Here is a 16,781-nt window from a genome sequence, read left to right on the forward strand (position 1 = left end):
TAGTGTGGTGCCATGCCCGTAACGCCGAAGGTATTCGGAATCATCCTCGCTGGCGGCGAGGGAAAGCGCCTCATGCCGCTGACGACGGATCGTGCCAAGCCGGCGGTTCCGTTCGCCGGACAGTACCGGCTGATCGACTTCGCGATCTCCAATCTGATCAACTCAGGTCTTCGCCAGATCGTCGTGCTCACGCAGTACAAATCACACAGCCTCGACCGTCACATCTCGCAGACGTGGCGGATGTCAGCCCTGCTGAACGCCTACGTCACGTCGGTGCCCGCTCAGCAGCGGCTCGGTAAGAGGTGGTTCTCCGGCTCAGCGGACGCCATCCTGCAGTCACTCAACCTGATCCACGACGAGAAGCCCGACATCGTGATGGTGATCGGCGCCGATCACGTCTATCGCATGGACTTCGAGCAGATGCTGGAAGCCCACATCACCTCCGGCGCGAAGGCGACGGTCGCCGGCATCCGTCAGCCGATAGGCCTGGCCAACCAATTCGGCGTGATCGATCTCGACCCGGTCGATAACCTCACGATCCGTGACTTTCTGGAGAAGCCGCAGAACCCCACCGGGCTCTCCGACGCTCCGCACGAGGTCCTGGCGTCGATGGGCAACTACATCTTCGACACCGATGCCCTCATCGCTGCCGTCGAGGCGGACGGCGAGCTTCCCGGCTCCCACCACGACATGGGTGGGGACATCATCCCCTATTTCGTTTCTCGCGGCGAAGCGGCCGTCTACGACTTCCAGCGCAATGACGTGCCGGGCTCCACGGAGCGCGACAGGGACTACTGGCGCGATGTGGGTACGATCGATTCGTTCTTCGACGCGCACATGGATCTCATCTCGACGCTGCCGGTCTTCAATCTCTACAACATGGACTGGCCGATTCATTCGCAGTCGGTCAACTCCCCCCCGGCGAAGTTCGTCCGTGACAGCGTCGGCCGCATGGGAAACGCCATCGATTCGATCGTCTCGCTTGGTTCGGTGCTTTCGGGAACTCACCTGGAACGCAGCGTCGTCGGCCCTTGGACACTGTCCGGCGGCGGATCGACGATCACCGATTCCGTCCTCTTCGAGCACGTGAACGTCGGTCCCGGCGCGCGGGTGCACCGCGCCATCCTCGACAAGAACGTCGTACTCGATCCGGGAGCCACCGTCGGGGTCGACCGCGAGCGAGACCTCTCGCGCGGCTTCACAGTCACCGATTCCGGGATCACGGTCGTCGGCAAGAACGTCCGCGTCACGGGCTGAGACCTCCACGGGTACGGTGGACGGGTGCCTGACGCCCGCTTCCTCGTCGTGTTCGATGCCGACTCCACTCTCATCCGCAATGAGGTCATCGAGCTCATCGCCGACGAGGCCGGCCGCCGGGCCGAAGTCGCCGCCGCAACCGAGGCGGCCATGCGCGGAGAGGTCGACTTCGCGACGAGCCTTCGCTCCCGCGTGGCGGCGCTGCGGGGCGTGCCGGTGTCGGCGTTCGCGCGGGTCGTGTCGCGCATCGAGCCGACGCCCGGTGTGAGGGGACTCATCGCAGAGATCCACGATCGTGGAGGAATCGCCGGGGTCGCCTCCGGCGGCTTCCACGAGATCCTCGATACGGTCGCAGCCGACCTCGGTATCGACGTATGGCGGGCGAACCGCCTGCTCGCCGCGAACAGCGTCCTTACGGGCGTCGTCGACGGAGAGATCGTGGATGCCGCGGGGAAGGCCGCCGCCCTGCGTGAGTGGGCGTCGACACACGGAGTACCCGCCGGACGAACGATCGCGATCGGCGACGGCGCCAACGACCTCATGATGCTGGATGCCGCCGGCCTCGGTCTGGCCTTCAACGCGAAGCCGGCCGTCCGCGCCCGAGCGGATCTCGTCATCGACGCGCTGGACCTCCGCGAAGTGATTCCTCTCCTCCCCTGATCGCTCCCCGGTCTCGAACTGCGGACACAGGCCGCACTTCGAGACCGGGGAGCACTGTCGGCGTCGGCGTCGACACGGCGACCGGAGCCGCGATGGCCGGCGCGTGCGGAGCGCGCCGGCATGCGGTCGACCCCGGCCACTGGCCGCAGTTCTCGCAGCCGCACCGACTCGCCGAGGCGATCGTGGCGGCTGTCCAGCAGTCCTGACTCAGTGCCCCATCCCGAGGCCGCCATCAACCGGGATGACGGCGCCGGATATGTAGGCTGCATCGTCGGATGCCAGCCATGTCACCACGCCGGCGACTTCGTCGGGCGTGGCGAACCGGCCGGCCGGAATGTTGCGCTTGTACTCGGCCTGCGTGTTCTCGGGAAGCGCGGCGGTCATGTCGGTCTCGATGAAGCCGGGCGCGACGACATTCGCGGTGATGCCGCGGCCGCCGAGCTCGCGAGTCAGCGAGCGCGCGAACCCGACGAGGGCCGCTTTCGAGGAGGAGTAGTTGATCTGCCCGGCCGAGCCGTACAGGCCGACGACGCTCGAAATCAGGATGACACGCCCCCATCTGGCCCTCAGCATCCCCTTAGACGCGCGCTTGACCACACGGAAAGTGCCGCCGAGGTTCGTAGCCACGACCGAGTCGAAATCGTCCTCGGTCATGCGCAACAAGAGGGTGTCCTTGGTAATGCCGGCATTCGCGACGACGATCTCGACGGGGCCGAGCGCAGCCTCCACTTGTGAGAACGCGGCATCCAGCGATGCGCTGTCGATCACGTCGGCGCGAACGGTCATGGTCCCCTGCGGGCCCTCCCCCGAACGCGCGGTGACCGCGGTGCGATAGCCGGCCGCGACGAAGCGCTCAGCGATCGCGCGGCCGATGCCGCGGTTTCCGCCGGTGACGAGGACGACTCGATCGCTGGACATGGTGCTCCCGTGGTTGGCCTTCGTGGACGCGGTCCAGCCTAGTCGGCACGCAACGCGTCCGCCCGGGTAGGCTGAAGGGGCCGATCAGAAGGAGAAGCCCGTGAGCGACCCCACTCCCCCACAGCCGCCCCCGGACGTCCCGTTGCCTCCTCCCGAACATCCGTCGTATCCGTCGGCGCCGACGTATCAGCCCCCCGCGTACCCGCCGCAGCAGCCGACGCAGCACCACCCCGGCGCGGTGCCGACGTTCGCCTCCGCGCCCTACGGACACGGCACCTACGTCACCACGCAGAAGACCAACGTGCTGGCGATCGTCTCGATGATCGTCTCGATCCTCGGCGCGATCTGGGTGCTCCCGGGGATCGGATCGCTCGCCGGCGCGATCATGGGGCACATCTCGCTGAATCAACTGAAGACATCCGGCGAGAAGGGCCGAGGAATGGCGCTGGCCGGCGTCATCGTCGGGTGGATCGGGCTCGGAATCATGGCGTTGTTCTTGGCGTTTGTCTTGGTCGTGATCTTCGCGGGGTTCGCGGACTTCACGGGAGGCAGCGGCTACGCCTGATCCCCCTCACCCCGGTGCGGGCGTACCCTGGGAGGACCGTGAAGACTCCTCCACCCCCGCAATCGACGACATCGCTCCCGCGTGCACCGCGCGACGAGGCGCAGACTCGCATGCGGAAGTACTTCATCATGATGAGCGTCCGTGTCGTTTGCTTCGTGCTGATGGTGGTCATCACACCCTACGGCTGGTACACCTGGGTGCTGGCGGTCGGAGCGATCTTCCTGCCCTACATCGCCGTGGTCATCGCCAACGTCGCGGTTTCGAGCACCGACAACCTTGCGGTCGCGCCCGAGCGCGTCCTCCCCGCGTCACCGACAGAAATGCCCGTCCCCACCGACACAGCCGGAATCATCCGTCTGCACGAGACCAAAGCGATCGCACCCGAGCACCGGAGAGACCCCACGGAGGCGACCCCGTGAGCGATCGTGTGTGCTCGCGCGCCGGTTGCCGTGCGGAGGCCGTGCGGCAGGTGGTGTGGCGGAACCCCCGCATCCACACCGCGGATCGGCGAAAGATCTGGGCCGCCTGCGCCGAGCATGTCGATTACCTGAGGGATTACCTCGCAGCTCGAGACTTTCCCGTCGAGGTCGTCGAATTCGGCGCCGAGAGCCGCGTATGAACGGCCGCACGGCACTTCGCTGGACCGGCTATCTCGCCTTCGCGGTAGCGTTCGCCGTCGCCTGCGCATTCCTGGCCAACTGGCAGTTCAGTCGTAACCAATGGCGGGAAGGGCAGCTGGAGCTCATCGCGGCCAACTACGACGCGGAACCGGTGCCCCTTGCCGAGGTGCTGCCGGTCGGAGGCTCCTTCCAGCCGGACGACGAATGGCATCCGATCACACTCGAGGGCCATTACCTCACCGAGCAGACGCTTCTCGCTCGCAACCGTGCCCACGGTGGGACGAGTGCGTTCGAAGTCCTGGTGCCGTTTCAAACCGACGACGGCCGCGTGTTCATCGTCGATCGCGGGTGGGTACCCCCCGCCGCAGACTCCCCGGACCCCGAGGCGGTCCCCTCCCCGCCGAGCGGTCAGGTGACCGTCACGGTGCGGCTCCGCCCGGGGGAAATGCTGCCGCCCTCGGGCCGGTCCGCTCCGGCTGGACAAGTGCCCACCATCAACCTGCCCCTGATCGGCGAGACGATCGGCGCCGATGACATCATCGACGGTGCATACGGGGTCCTGGTGAGCGAGGACCCCGCCGTGTCTCCGGTGCCGCAGGCGTTTGATTCTCCGTCGGAGGACCCCGGCCCGTACCTGTCCTACGCGATCCAGTGGATCCTGTTCGCCCTCATGGGCTTCGCGTTCATCTGGTACATCATCCGTACCGAGATCCAGCACAGCCGGGAGGATGCCGAAGAAGCAGCGGGCGGCGAGTCCGCGGCCTCCGTCCGGCGTCGGCGCGCACACGACCGGCGTGACCGCGACATGCAGGAGGAGGACTCTCTCGTCGACGAACTCATGCCCCGCTGAAAGGCCGCAGAATCACGCCAGCGTGACGAGATCAATGTAGTCGCGGCCCCAGATGTCCTCGACGCCATCCGGCAAGATGAGCACGCGCTCGGGATTGAGGGCTCGCACGGCTCCCTCGTCGTGCGAGACGAGCACGACAGCACCCTCATAGTGTGCCAGCGCTCCGAGGATCTCCTCGCGGCTGGCGGGGTCGAGGTTGTTGGTGGGCTCATCGAGGAGCAGCATGTTGGCGGAAGAAACCACGAGGGTCGCGAGCGACAGGCGGGTCTTCTCCCCACCGGACAGGACTCCGGCGGGCTTGAGCACGTCGTCGCCCGTGAACAGGAACGAACCGAGCACCTTGCGGGCTTCGGTTGCGGTGATGTCGGGCGCCGCCGACATCATGTTCTCCAGCACCGAGCGATGCACGTCGAGGTTTTCGTGCTCCTGTGCGTAGTAGCCGATCCTCAGCCCGTATCCCGGCTCGATGACGCCGGTGTCGGGCGTGTCCACGCCGGCGAGCATGCGCAGCAGGGTTGTCTTGCCAGCACCGTTCAGGCCGAGGATGACGACCTTCGAACCACGGTCGATCGCGAGGTCAACATCGGTGAAGATCTCCAGCGAGCCATAGGATTTCGACAGGTTCTTGGCCATCAGAGGGGTCTTGCCACACGGAGCGGGCTTGGGGAACCGCAGCTTCGCAACGCGATCCTCCTGGCGAACGTCCTCCAGACCGGAGAGCATCTTCTCTGCGCGTGCGACCATCTGATGTGCTGCGGCGGCCTTGCTGGCCTTGGCGCCGAATCGGGCCGCCTGCAGCTGAAGCGCTGTCGCCTTCTTCTCGATGTTGACCCGCTCCTTCTTGCGGCGCTCCTCATCGGCCACCCGCTGGCGCAGATAGTTCTTCCAATTCATGTTGTAGATGTCGATGACCTGGCGCATGGCGTCCAGATAGAAAACACGGTTGACGGTCTCTCCGACCAACTCCACGTCGTGGCTGATGACGATCAGACCGCCCTTGTAGTTCCCCAGGAACTCCCGCAGCCATACGACGCTGTCCGCGTCGAGGTGGTTGGTCGGCTCATCGAGGATCATCGTCTCCGCGTCTGAGAAGAGGATGCGAGCCAGTTCGATACGGCGGCGCTGACCACCCGACAGCGTCTTGAGCGGCTGTTCGAGGATGCGGTCCGGCAGGGATAGGTTGTGCGCGATCGAGGCGGCCTCAGCCTCAGCCGCGTAACCACCGAGCGCTTCGAAACGCTCGGTGAGATTGCCGTAGCGGCGCATCGCCTTCGCTGCGACCTTCTCGTCGGCGTCGCCCATCTGCAGCGAGGCTTCGTGCATCTGCAGTGCCAGCGTGCCGAGCCCACGCGCATCGAGGATGCGGGTGCGGGCCAGCATTTCGGGGTCACCCGTGCGCGGGTCCTGCGGCAGGTACCCGAGCTCACCCGACCGATCGACCCTTCCGTCGGCGGGCAGGAGGTCGCCGGCGAGCACCTTCGTCAGCGTCGTCTTGCCGGCGCCATTGCGACCGACCAAGCCGATCTTGTCGCCGTCCGACACGCGAAACGATACCTCCGACATGAGCGTGCGGGCACCCACGCGGATCTCGAGGTCATGTACGGCGAGCACAGCGGACGTCCGTTCTTCTGCGGTGATGGGTTGCGGCCGATGGGCCAGCCCTTCAGTCTACCCGGCCTCTCCGCGCCCCGTCGCCGCACCCCCGAAGATCACGATTCTCCCGCTCACCCGGCGCAGGCTCGGAACTTCGGTCCACGGCGACCAACAAGTCACGCGACGCACCCCTTAGGCTGATCGCGATGCCCCGGCCACCCGGCCGCCTGCCAAAGGAGAAGCATGTCCCTCTCTGCCGCGGTCCGCCGACCCGTCCTCATCGACCTCCTCGCCCGACCCTCCGATCGGACCCGCGCATTCGCTTTGGATGCCGCGCTGGTCGTCACCGGAGCGACCCTCGTCGCTCTGCTGGCCCAGGTCGAGGTTCCTCTGTGGCCCGTGCCGGTCACCGGCCAGACCCTCGGCGTCGTCATTGCGGGCGCCGCGCTCGGCGCCCGGCGAGGCGCGGCAGCGCTCGTGACCTACCTGCTGGCCGGCCTGGCGGGGCTCCCCGTCTTCGCAGGGTTCAGCGGCACGATCGCGGCCGTCATGAAGCCCAGCTTCGGATTCATCCTCGGCTTCATCGTGGCGGCGTTCGTCGCCGGATGGTTCGCCGAACGCGCGTGGGACCGCCGGCCGCTCCGTGCGTTCGTCGGGTTTGCGGCCGCCAGTGTCATCCCGTTCCTGTTCGGCATCCCCTACATGGCGTTCATCCTCAACACCGTCGGCGGAGGTTCGTTCGGGATCGGCGAGATCCTCTCGTTCGGCCTGTGGCCATTCATCGTCGGCGGCCTCATCAAGGCCGCGATCGCGGCGCTGGTGATCCCCACCGCGTGGGCGGGCGTGCGCGCCGCCGACCGAAGCAAGGACGCCTGACCCGCCAGACTCCCGCCCCGGCTCCGGCATCCTGACCTTCAGGAAGCCTGCAGCGAACTGGCGCACGACCGCTCTCCTAGGTAATGTAAGGCTATCCTTACCGCCTATCGAAGGAACCGTCGTGCCTCGACTTGCCTCCATCGCCGCTCTCTCGGTCGCCGCCGCGCTCCTGCTCTCCGGGTGTGCGGGCTCCGGCTCCATCGCTGCCTCATCATCCACGCCCGCAGCGACGCCGAGTGCCGACCTCGCTGATGGGGTCTTTCCTGTCACGATCAGGCACGCATTCGGCGAAACCACGATCATCGAGAAGCCCGATCGCATCGCGACGGTCTCCTGGGCAAATCACGAGGTGCCGCTGGCTCTGGGCACCGTGCCGGTTGGAATGAGCCGAGCCGGTTGGGGCGACGACGATGGCAATGGCGTCCTTCCCTGGGTCGAGGACAAGCTGGCCGAGTTGGGGGCAGATGCTCCGGTGCTCTTCGACGAGACCGACGGCATCCCTTTCGAAGATGTCGCTGACACCGAGCCCGACGTCATCCTGGCCTCCTATTCCGGCCTGACGCAGGAAGAGTACGACACGCTCTCCGCGATCGCGCCGGTCGTGGCGTATCCCGAGATCGCATGGAGCACCTCCTATCAAGACATGATCGCCATGAACTCCGCGGCGATCGGCCTCGCCGCCAGTGGCCGCGCACTGATCGCAGAACTCGACGCACAGGTGAAGGAAGCGATGACCGCGCAACCCGCCCTCGCCGGTGCTCGCGTTCTGTTCTCTTACCTGGATCCGGCCGATCTCAGCCGGATCGGCTTCTACACGACCGCGGACACCCGACCCGGGTTCCTTGACAGCCTCGGCCTGCCGGTCCCGGAGGTCGTGGCAGAGGAGTCCATGGCCAACCCGACCCTGTTCTACACGCAAGTGAGCGCCGAGCAGGCCGACCGCTTCGCTGACGTGGACGTCTTCGTCACCTACGGCGACCCGGATGGCACGATCATCGCCACTCTTCAGGGAGACCCGCTGCTCTCGCAGATCCCGGCGATCGCGGAGGGCCGTATCGCCGTCCTCGAGAACGACACACCCCTCGCTGCCTCGGCCAACCCTTCGCCCCTGTCGATCCCGTGGGGAATCGACAGGTACTTTGCCGTACTGGCCGGCGCTCGTAGTGCGCGCTGAACCCCATGACCGTCCTCGCGACGCACGCTGCACGAGACAGCGCCGTGCGGCACCCCGTGACGACGCGGATCATATGGTTCGCGGTCGTGCTCGGCCTGCTGGCCGTCCTGTGCGTCGCCTCGGTGTCATTCGGCGTGCGCGATGTCTCTCCAGCGGAGATCACCGCGGGTCTTCGCGGTGACACCTCGACGATCGCCTCAGCGGCGGTGGCGGCGCGGATTCCCCGCGCGGTGCTCGCGGTTCTCGTCGGCGCCGCCCTCGCCCTCGCCGGCGCGGCGATGCAGGCGATCACGCGGAACCCTCTGGCCGATCCTGGCATCCTGGGAGTATCGGGCGGCGCCTCTCTCGCCGTCGTCATCGGCATCGCCTACTTCTCTCTCACTGATCCCTACGTCACGATGGCGGTAGCAATCGTCGGGTCGGCCGCCGCAGCCGTCCTCGTCTACACGGTCGGCTCGCTCGGGGCCGAGGGCGCCACCCCGCTCACGCTTGCGCTTGCCGGGGCGGCGGTGACTGCCGCGCTCATGTCGCTCGTGAGCGCTGTCCTCCTTCCGCGCACCGACGTGATGGAGTCCTTCCGGTTCTGGCAGATCGGTGGGGTAGGGGGCGCGAACTGGGATCGCATCGGGGTGGTCACACCCGTGCTGCTGATCGGTGCGTTCATCGTTCTGGCCTCCGCGCGCGGCATGAACTCACTCACGCTCGGCGACGAGGTCGCGACCAGCCTCGGCGAGCGCGTGACCCGCACCCGGCTCATTGCCGCGGCCGGCGCCGTGATCCTCTGCGGTGCGGCGACCGCGGTCGCCGGCCCCATCGCCTTCGTCGGACTCGTGATCCCGCACATGTGCCGACTGCTTGTGGGTCCCGATCACCGCTGGCTCATTCCGTTCGCCGCCGTAGCCGGAGCCGCACTCCTTGTCGCATCCGACGTGATCGGCCGTCTGGTGTCCCGCCCCAGCGAGATCGAGGTCGGCATCATCACGGCGCTCGTCGGCGCTCCGGTATTCATCGCCATCGTGCGTCGCCAACGGGTGCGGGGACTGTGACCGCCGTCGCAGTACCGAGGGCGCCACTCGCCGACGTCGAAGCGGTCGCATCCGGCCGGCGTCGACGCGCGCGCGAGCAGATGCGGACCGTCAGCGTCCTCTCGGGTCTCACGATCGCGCTCTTCGGACTGAGCCTGACGATCGGCAGTACGTTCTACTCCCCCGCAGACGTCGTTCGCGTGATCCTCGGCGAGCAGGTTCCGGCGGCCTCGTTCACAGTCGGGACCCTCCGCCTTCCGCGCGCGGTGACGGCTCTGCTGACCGGCGTCGGATTCGGCATCGCCGGCGTCGTCTTTCAGACCCTGCTGCGCAATCCACTCGCCTCGCCCGACATCATCGGCATCTCCTCGGGCGCCAGCGCTGCAGCGGTGTTCGGCATCGTGGTCCTATCCCTGAGCGAGGGCGCCGTGTCCGCACTCGCCCTCACCGGGGCGCTGGCAACGGCTCTGGTGATCTATGTGCTGTCCCACCGCGGTGGCTTCGCCGGCACACGGCTCATCCTCACCGGTATCGGCATCGCGGCCATGCTGAACGCCATGGTCACCTTCGTGCTCTCGCGCGCCGCCGCGTGGGACCTCCAGGCCGCGATGCGGTGGATCAGCGGCAGTCTGAATGGGGCAAACTGGACGACCGTGGTAACGCTCGCCCTCGGCTGCGCGGTACTGGCGCCGCTCCTGATCTCACAGTCGCGCGCGCTGAGCATCCTGCACCTCGGCGATGACTCAGCCGCAGCTCTCGGACTCCGCGTCGACCGCACACGCATCATCCTCATCATCTGCGCCGTCGGATTGCTGGCCTTCGCCACTGCGGCAGCCGGGCCGATCGCATTCGTTGCGTTCATGGCGGGTCCCATCGCGGTGCGCCTCGTCGGCTCGGGATCTGCGCTGGTCCTTTCGGCCGGGCTCGTCGGTGCCGTCCTGGTCATGGCATCAGACCTGATCGGTCAGTTTGCCTTCGACACGCGCTACCCCGTCGGAGTCATCACCGGCGTGCTCGGAGGTCCCTACCTGATCTTCCTGCTCATCCGCACGAACCGCGCGGGAGGCGCAATATGACCGAATCCCATCACCTCGCAGCAGAGACCCTCTCCCTCGCCTACGGCGACCGTCTCGTGGTCGAGGGTCTTGACCTCCAGCTGCCTGCGGGCGCCGTCACCGCAATCGTCGGCGCCAACGGCTGCGGAAAGTCCACTCTGCTCCGTGCCCTCGCGCGGCTTCTGCCTGCCCGGTCCGGAAGAGTTGTGCTCGACGACTCGGATATCCGGACTCGCCCGACCAAGGAGGTGGCGCGGATACTGGGGCTCCTCCCACAGAGCCCTGTCGCTCCCGAGGGGATCGCGGTGGCCGACCTCGTGGGACGCGGCCGGCATCCGCACCAGCGTGCCCTGGCACGGTGGAACGCAAAGGATGACGCAGCCGTCGCCGATGCACTCGCGGCCACCGGAACGGCGGACCTCGCCGACCGCGCGCTCGATGAGCTCTCCGGCGGGCAGCGCCAGCGGGTGTGGATCGCCATGGCACTCGCTCAAGAGACGGACATCCTGCTGCTCGATGAGCCGACGACCTTCCTGGACGTCGCCCATCAGGTCGAGATCCTCGACCTGATCCGCGACCTGAACGACGATAACGGTACGACGATCGTCATGGTGTTGCACGATATGAACATGGCGGCCCGCTACGCGGATCACCTGGTCGCGCTGTCCTCGGGTCGGATCGTCGCCGCGGGTGCCCCTTCGGACGTGATCACCAGTCAGATGATCCGCGAGGTTTTCGGCGTCGACTGTCAGGTGATCGAAGACCCCGTATCGGGCGCACCGCTCGTGCTCCCGCGGGGACGACACCGCATACGCCCCACGGCGACGGGAGCCGGAGCAACCGGCGGGCCACGATGAACGGAAGGAGGCCCACCAGTAGGTTCTTTCGCGCCCGCGTGACCGCCATCACGGAGCTGACTCCGAGCTTCCGCCGGTTCACCTTCAGCGGCCCGGACCTCGTCGACTTCGGTGACACCGGGCTGGACCAGCGCATCAAGGTCGTCTTCCCCTCTGGCGGAACGACCCTGGACGACATGCCTGTCGGCGAGGACTGGTGGACACGGTGGCGCGAATTGCCGGAAGGCTCCCGGCCGTCCATTCGCACATACACGACGCGGTACGTGCGCCCGGCGCTGCGCGAAGTCGACATCGACATGGTCGTGCACGACGTCCAGGGCCCCGCCTCCGCCTGGGTACAGGGTGCGACCCCCGATGACGAGGTGCTGATCTTCGCCCCGACCTCATCCCACGCCGGCGTGAGTCCCGGCATCGACTTCGTGCCTCCAGCGCGGACCGGACACATCCTGCTGGCCGGCGACGAGACGGCCGCGCCGGCGATCGCCGTCATCCTCGAGCAGCTGCCCCCGGCGGCGCGCGGCGTCGTCGTCCTCGAAGTGCCCGATCCGCGAGACCAGAGCTACCTCCCCCACCACGACGGGTTCGAGTACCGGGTTGCCGCCCGCGCCGGCGCGCCTCGCCACGGGCACCTGGTCGCTGCTGTCGAAGACGCTGCTGCACGACTGACGCCCACCCGTCGGGGCTCCCACGTCGAAGAGATCGATATCGATCGCGACGTCCTCTGGGAGGTGCCGCGGACGGCGAAGGGCGGCGCGGCACTGAAGAGCGCGCCGCTCTACGCCTGGCTGGCAGGTGAGGCGGGGGCCATCAGGACCCTGCGTCGTCACCTTGTGGCGGGGCGCGGAGTCGATCGCCGTGCGGTCGCATTCATGGGCTATTGGCGGGTCGGCAAGGCGGAGAGCTGAGCGTTCGTCTGCTCGAGCGATCGCAGAGCCCGCCACCCGTCACGCGTGCGTCAGTGCGCCCATCCGAGCGAAGGCTTCACGCAGCACGTCAGGAGAGCACCCGAAGTTGAGGCGCGCGTATCCTGCACCACCCGAGCCGAACTCGGGTCCGTGGTGCAGCGCGACACGCGCGCCGGTCAGCACTGTTCGCGCCGGGTCGGCACCCCAGCCATACGCCGACAGGTCGAGCCACGCGAGGAAACCCGCATCCGGCACCTGGAAGCGAGCCTTTGGCAAGTGTTCGGTCAGGAGCTCGGCGAGCAGGATGCGGTTCTCGTCGAGGCGCGCCAGCAACGCGTCGAGCCACGCATCGGACGCCTCATCGAAAGCGGCCACGGCGGCGATCGCACCGAACAGGCCCGTGCGCCACTCAACCTCGCGCGGAAGTGACCGCACGACGGCGGTCGTCGCGTCGCCACCGGTGAGGATCAGCGCACACTTCAGCCCGGCCAGATTGAACGCCTTCGATGCACTCGTCACGGCATAGCCGACCTCGGCAGCCATGGCGGACGCGGTCAGGAAAGGAGTGAACCCGGTGCTGGGCCGGGCCAGCGGCGCATGGATCTCATCGCTGATGACGACAGCACCGTGACGCGCTGCGATCTCGGCAAGCGCCGCCAAGCTCTCCTTCGAGTGAGCGGTACCGGTCGGGTTATGGGGATTGCAGAGCAGCATGGCGCGAGCGCCGCCCACCAGAGCCGACTCGATCCCGGCGAGATCGAGGAGCCAGCCGTCACCGGAGGTGAGCAGCGGCACCTCTTCGGCGATACCGCCCGCTTCCTCGATGCAGAAGAAGAACGGCGGGTACACCGGCGGTGTGACGACGACGCGATCACCGGGTGCGACGGTGACGCGGAGAAGCTCGACCACGCCCATCATCACATCGCCCGTCCAGCTCACGCGCGTCGGATCGAGCTCCCAGCCGAAGCGTCGGCGCGCGAAGCCGGCATACGCCTCACGCAACCCCGGATCCTGCGGCGTGTATCCCGTATCACCGATTTCGACGGCCTCTGCCAGCGCCGCTCGGATCGGCTCGGCCAGAGCGAAGTCGGTTTCCGCGACGAACAGAGGCAGCACGTCGTCGGGGAACGTCCGCCACTTCGTGCTCGAACGGCGGCGGAGGGTCTCCAAGGGCAGTGCTTCCAAGGGTGCGATGCTCACCCTGCGAGCCTATCGACGTGGGCGCGGTCAGATGGCGAAGCCGAGTGCGCGCATCATGTCGCGCCCGTCGTCGGTGATCCGCTCGGCGCCCCACGGCGGCATCCACACCCAGTTGATCCGGAACCGATCGACGACATTGTCCAGCGCCTGAGCGGTCTGCTCCTCCAGCACGTCCGTCAGCGGGCACCCCGCTGACGTGAGCGTCATGTGGATCACGAGCGCGTCATTCTCCTCGTCCCAGCTGAGGTCGTAGATCAGGCCGAGATCGACGACATTGATCCCGAGCTCGGGGTCCATCACGTCTTTGAGCGCTTCGGTGACGTCGTCGTACTTCTCGGGGCTGAGAGTCTCCGTCATGGCGTCGATCCTAGGCTTCGATCGGCGCTGCGGGGTCCAGGTACCGGTCGTAGCCCTCATTCTCCAGGCGTTCGGCCAGCTCGGGACCACCCTCCTCGACCACCCGGCCGGCCACCATGACGTGGACGAACTGGGGCGTGATGTAGCGAAGGATCCGGGTGTAGTGCGTGATGAGCAGCACACCCAGGTCGGTCGCATCCTTTGCACGATTGACGCCCTCGGACACGATCTTCAGCGCGTCGACGTCGAGGCCCGAGTCGGTCTCGTCGAGAATGGCGATCGCCGGCTTCAGCAGTTCGAGCTGAAGGATCTCGTGTCGCTTCTTCTCGCCGCCGGAGAAGCCTTCGTTGACGTTGCGTTGAGCGAACTTCGGGTCCATGCGGAGGTTCTTCATGGCAGCTTTGACGTCCTTGGTCCAGGAGCGGATGGCCGGCGCCTCGCCCTCGACAGCGGTCTTCGCAGTGCGGAGGAAGTTCGTGACCGTCACTCCGGGGATCTCCACCGGATACTGCATCGCCAGGAAGAGTCCGGCGCGGGCGCGTTCATCCACCGTCATCGCCAGCACGTCGACGCCGTCCAGCGTGATCGTGCCCTCGGTGACTGTGTACTTCGGATGCCCGGCGATCGTGTAGGCGAGGGTGGACTTGCCCGAGCCATTCGGGCCCATGATCGCATGGGTTTCACCGGTGCGCACAGTGAGGTTCACCCCATTGAGGATGGGGATCACACCGGCATCCGTCGTGACCGTCACATGCAGGTCACGAATTTCGAGAACAGCCATCGTTATACTCTTCCGTTCACTTCTTTGGTCACGTGCGGATCGATGAGGATGTCGTCCCCAACGATCGTCACGTTGTAGACAGGTACCGGCTCGTATGCCGGAAGATTCAACGGGCGCCCGGTGCGCAGCGAGAAGGCCGAGCCGTGCGCCCAGCATTCGAGCGTGTCGCCCTCGACGAACCCGTCGGCGAGCGAGATGTCGCCGTGCGTGCAGGTGTCTCCGATCGCGTGCACTTCGCCCTGTGCGTCGAGCACCACCGCCATCGGAATGCCGTCGATCTCGACCCGCACCGGCGCGTCCTGCTCGAGCTCACTGAGGTGCAGGACCTTCTGCGCGGTCATGCGAGGTCCCCGGCGGCGAGCTCCGCCTCCACAGCCTGCGCGAGCTCGGCCTGCAGATCGGCGAGCTCGATGCGCTGGACGATCTCACTCAGGAAGCCGAGCACGACGAGCCGCCGCGCCTCCCGTTCGGAGATCCCGCGGGCCTGCAGGTAGAACAACTGCTCGTCGTCGAAACGACCGGTGGCGCTCGCGTGACCGGCGCCGATGATGTCCCCGGTCTCGATCTCGAGGTTGGGGATCGAGTCGGCGCGCGCACCGTCCGTGAGCACCAGGTTGCGGTTCGCCTCGTACGAATCAGTACCCGCGGCGTCGGGGCCGATCAGCACATCGCCGATCCAGACGCTCCGCGCGCTCTCTCCCTGCAACGCGCCCTTGTAGAGCACGTCCCCCTTCGTGTGCGGACCCTTGTGGTGCAGGTACACCTGGCTCTCCAGGTGCTGGCCGGCATCCGCGAACGAGAGCCCGTAGAGGCGGGCGCGCGCGCCGGCGCCGGCAAGTTCCACCGAAGGATTCACCCGGACGAGCGCCCCGCCGAGACTGACCACGAAGTGCGTGAGGGTGGCGTCACGGTCCACGCGTGCCTGGTGCGCAGCCAGATGCACCGCATCGCCGTCCCAGCGCTGCACCGAGATCACCGTGAGGTTCGAGCCATCGCGGGCAAGGATCTCGACGTTCTGGGCGTGGCGGGCGTCGCCGTCGTGTCGAAGTACGATCGTCGCCCGCGAGTTCGCCTGCGCCTCGATGACGAGGTGCGCGTGCGCCACGCCACCGGTGCCGGTCAGATGGACGATGATCGGTTCGGCAAGCTCCACGCCCGCCGGTATGCGGACGAGAGGGGCTTCCTCCTCCTGGCTCCAGGCGATCGCGCTCGAGAGGTCCTCGGGGCGGAAGTGCTCGCCGCGCGGCGCCTCACCGACCTTCAAACGACGCTGCTCCACTTCGGCCGGCGCGGTCACCTCGACGGCCATGACACCGTGCGGCGCAGGCTCGTCGATGAACAGCGCCTGCACGAGAGACAAGGGCGTGTGCTTCCAATTGACCTCGCGCCCGGTCGGCACGTCGAAATCATCCGGTTCGAACGAACTCGGACGCTCCGAGCGTGTCTGCACGGGGACGAATGCAGCGACAGGGTCGATGTGGCCCTTCACCGGAGTGGGGGCCTCGGTTGCGGTCGTCATCAGCCGACGGATCCTTCCATACCCATCTCGATGAGCTTGTTCAGTTCGAGGGCGTATTCCATGGGCAGCTCACGCGCGATCGGCTCGATGAAGCCGCGCACGATCATCGCCATGGCCTCGGCTTCGGGCATTCCGCGGCTCATCAGGTAGAAGAGCTGCTCTTCGCTCACCTTCGAGACCGTGGCTTCATGGCCGAGCTGGACATCGTCGACGCGTATGTCGATCGACGGATAGGTGTCCGAGCGCGACTTGGTGTCCACGAGGAGTGCGTCGCACCGCACGGTGTTCGCTGAGTGATGCGCGTTCGCGTCCACACGCACCTCCCCACGGTAGCCGGCCCGGCCACCACCTCGAGCGATCGACTTCGACACGATCGAGGACTGCGTGTACGGCGCCATGTGGATCATCTTCGCGCCAGCATCCTGGTGCTGACCGGGACCGGCGAAGGCAACCGAAAGCGTCTCACCCTTGGCGTGCTCGCCCATCAGGTAGATGGAGGGGTACTTCATGGTCACCTTGGAGCCGATGTTGCCGTCGATCCACTCCATCGTCGCGCCCTCGTGCGCGAT

The 16,781-nt window shown here is 66.9% G+C and carries 20 protein-coding genes; 12 read left to right on the plus strand and 8 right to left on the minus strand.

Annotated features, from left to right (window positions below; all coding sequences use genetic code 11):
- Positions 1-12 precede the first annotated feature (12 nt).
- Complete coding sequence (gene glgC / locus QZV81_RS08990; protein ID WP_292836007.1) at positions 13-1,257, plus strand: glucose-1-phosphate adenylyltransferase; 1,245 nt, start codon at positions 13-15, stop codon at positions 1,255-1,257.
- 24 nt (positions 1,258-1,281) lie between these two features.
- Positions 1,282-1,917: a phosphoserine phosphatase SerB gene (gene serB, locus QZV81_RS08995; protein WP_292836010.1), complete on the plus strand. Its 636-nt coding sequence runs from the start codon at positions 1,282-1,284 to the stop codon at positions 1,915-1,917.
- Positions 1,918-2,124: 207 nt separating this feature from the next.
- On the opposite strand, the gene fabG is transcribed toward serB, so the two are convergent.
- Complete coding sequence (gene fabG / locus QZV81_RS09000; protein ID WP_292836013.1) at positions 2,125-2,835, minus strand: 3-oxoacyl-ACP reductase FabG; 711 nt, start codon at positions 2,833-2,835, stop codon at positions 2,125-2,127.
- Positions 2,836-2,935: 100 nt separating this feature from the next.
- On the opposite strand from fabG, the gene QZV81_RS09005 reads away from it, so the two are divergent.
- From QZV81_RS09005 to QZV81_RS09020, 4 genes are read left to right on the plus strand one after another with little or no spacing between them, the layout of a single operon-like run.
- The gene (locus QZV81_RS09005) at positions 2,936-3,400 is read left to right on the plus strand and encodes a DUF4190 domain-containing protein (protein ID WP_292836016.1); all 465 of its coding nucleotides are present in this window, start codon (positions 2,936-2,938) and stop codon (positions 3,398-3,400) included.
- Positions 3,401-3,438: 38 nt separating this feature from the next.
- Positions 3,439-3,819, plus strand: a complete 381-nt coding sequence (locus QZV81_RS09010) for a DUF3099 domain-containing protein (protein ID WP_292836019.1) — start codon at positions 3,439-3,441, stop codon at positions 3,817-3,819.
- On the plus strand, positions 3,816-4,019 hold the full coding sequence (locus QZV81_RS09015) for a hypothetical protein (protein ID WP_292836022.1): 204 nt from the start codon (positions 3,816-3,818) through the stop codon (positions 4,017-4,019). The genes QZV81_RS09010 and QZV81_RS09015 overlap by 4 nt, the downstream gene beginning before the upstream one ends.
- A complete protein-coding gene (locus QZV81_RS09020; RefSeq protein ID WP_292836025.1) occupies positions 4,016-4,870 on the plus strand; it encodes an SURF1 family protein in 855 nt (284 codons plus the stop codon). The genes QZV81_RS09015 and QZV81_RS09020 overlap by 4 nt, the downstream gene beginning before the upstream one ends.
- Positions 4,871-4,882: 12 nt before the next feature.
- On the opposite strand, the gene QZV81_RS09025 is transcribed toward QZV81_RS09020, so the two are convergent.
- Positions 4,883-6,481, minus strand: a complete 1,599-nt coding sequence (locus tag QZV81_RS09025; protein WP_292836028.1) for an ABC-F family ATP-binding cassette domain-containing protein — start codon at positions 6,479-6,481, stop codon at positions 4,883-4,885.
- Positions 6,482-6,706: 225 nt separating this feature from the next.
- Between QZV81_RS09025 and QZV81_RS09030 the strand changes: the two genes are divergently transcribed.
- From QZV81_RS09030 to QZV81_RS09055, 6 genes are all read left to right on the plus strand, one after another.
- Positions 6,707-7,339 carry a biotin transporter BioY gene (locus tag QZV81_RS09030; protein ID WP_292836031.1) on the plus strand — a complete coding sequence of 211 codons (633 nt, stop codon included), beginning with the start codon at positions 6,707-6,709 and terminating at the stop codon, positions 7,337-7,339.
- A gap of 121 nt (positions 7,340-7,460) precedes the next feature.
- A complete protein-coding gene (locus QZV81_RS09035; protein WP_292836034.1) occupies positions 7,461-8,513 on the plus strand; it encodes an ABC transporter substrate-binding protein in 1,053 nt (350 codons plus the stop codon).
- A gap of 5 nt (positions 8,514-8,518) precedes the next feature.
- The gene (locus tag QZV81_RS09040) at positions 8,519-9,559 is read left to right on the plus strand and encodes an iron chelate uptake ABC transporter family permease subunit (RefSeq protein WP_292836037.1); all 1,041 of its coding nucleotides are present in this window, start codon (positions 8,519-8,521) and stop codon (positions 9,557-9,559) included.
- Positions 9,556-10,614: an iron chelate uptake ABC transporter family permease subunit gene (locus QZV81_RS09045; protein WP_292836040.1), complete on the plus strand. Its 1,059-nt coding sequence runs from the start codon at positions 9,556-9,558 to the stop codon at positions 10,612-10,614. The genes QZV81_RS09040 and QZV81_RS09045 overlap by 4 nt, the downstream gene beginning before the upstream one ends.
- Entirely contained in the window at positions 10,611-11,450 is an 840-nt protein-coding gene (locus QZV81_RS09050) for an ABC transporter ATP-binding protein (protein ID WP_292836045.1), read from the plus strand. The genes QZV81_RS09045 and QZV81_RS09050 overlap by 4 nt, the downstream gene beginning before the upstream one ends.
- A gap of 38 nt (positions 11,451-11,488) precedes the next feature.
- Positions 11,489-12,355, plus strand: coding sequence for a siderophore-interacting protein (locus tag QZV81_RS09055; RefSeq protein ID WP_292836048.1), 867 nt, complete (start codon positions 11,489-11,491; stop codon positions 12,353-12,355).
- Between the two features lie 39 nt (positions 12,356-12,394).
- Here QZV81_RS09055 and QZV81_RS09060 read toward each other — a convergent pair whose 3' ends face one another.
- The 6 genes from QZV81_RS09060 to QZV81_RS09085 form a co-directional block, all read right to left on the minus strand.
- Positions 12,395-13,555, minus strand: coding sequence for an aminotransferase class I/II-fold pyridoxal phosphate-dependent enzyme (locus tag QZV81_RS09060; RefSeq protein ID WP_292836051.1), 1,161 nt, complete (start codon positions 13,553-13,555; stop codon positions 12,395-12,397).
- 27 nt (positions 13,556-13,582) lie between these two features.
- The gene (locus QZV81_RS09065) at positions 13,583-13,912 is read right to left on the minus strand and encodes a metal-sulfur cluster assembly factor (protein WP_292836054.1); all 330 of its coding nucleotides are present in this window, start codon (positions 13,910-13,912) and stop codon (positions 13,583-13,585) included.
- A 10-nt stretch (positions 13,913-13,922) separates the two neighbouring features.
- A complete protein-coding gene (gene sufC / locus QZV81_RS09070; RefSeq protein ID WP_292836057.1) occupies positions 13,923-14,693 on the minus strand; it encodes a Fe-S cluster assembly ATPase SufC in 771 nt (256 codons plus the stop codon).
- Positions 14,694-14,695: 2 nt separating this feature from the next.
- Complete coding sequence (locus QZV81_RS09075; RefSeq protein WP_292836060.1) at positions 14,696-15,034, minus strand: non-heme iron oxygenase ferredoxin subunit; 339 nt, start codon at positions 15,032-15,034, stop codon at positions 14,696-14,698.
- A complete protein-coding gene (gene sufD / locus QZV81_RS09080; protein WP_292836063.1) occupies positions 15,031-16,212 on the minus strand; it encodes a Fe-S cluster assembly protein SufD in 1,182 nt (393 codons plus the stop codon). Before sufD ends, QZV81_RS09075 begins: the two co-directional genes overlap by 4 nt.
- The coding region (locus QZV81_RS09085) for a SufD family Fe-S cluster assembly protein (protein ID WP_292836066.1) at positions 16,212-16,781 on the minus strand (570 nt) is incomplete at its 5' end. The genes QZV81_RS09085 and sufD, both read right to left, overlap by 1 nt.

This window comes from Microbacterium sp. (genome assembly GCF_011620665.1).
Lineage (GTDB): Bacteria > Actinomycetota > Actinomycetes > Actinomycetales > Microbacteriaceae > Microbacterium.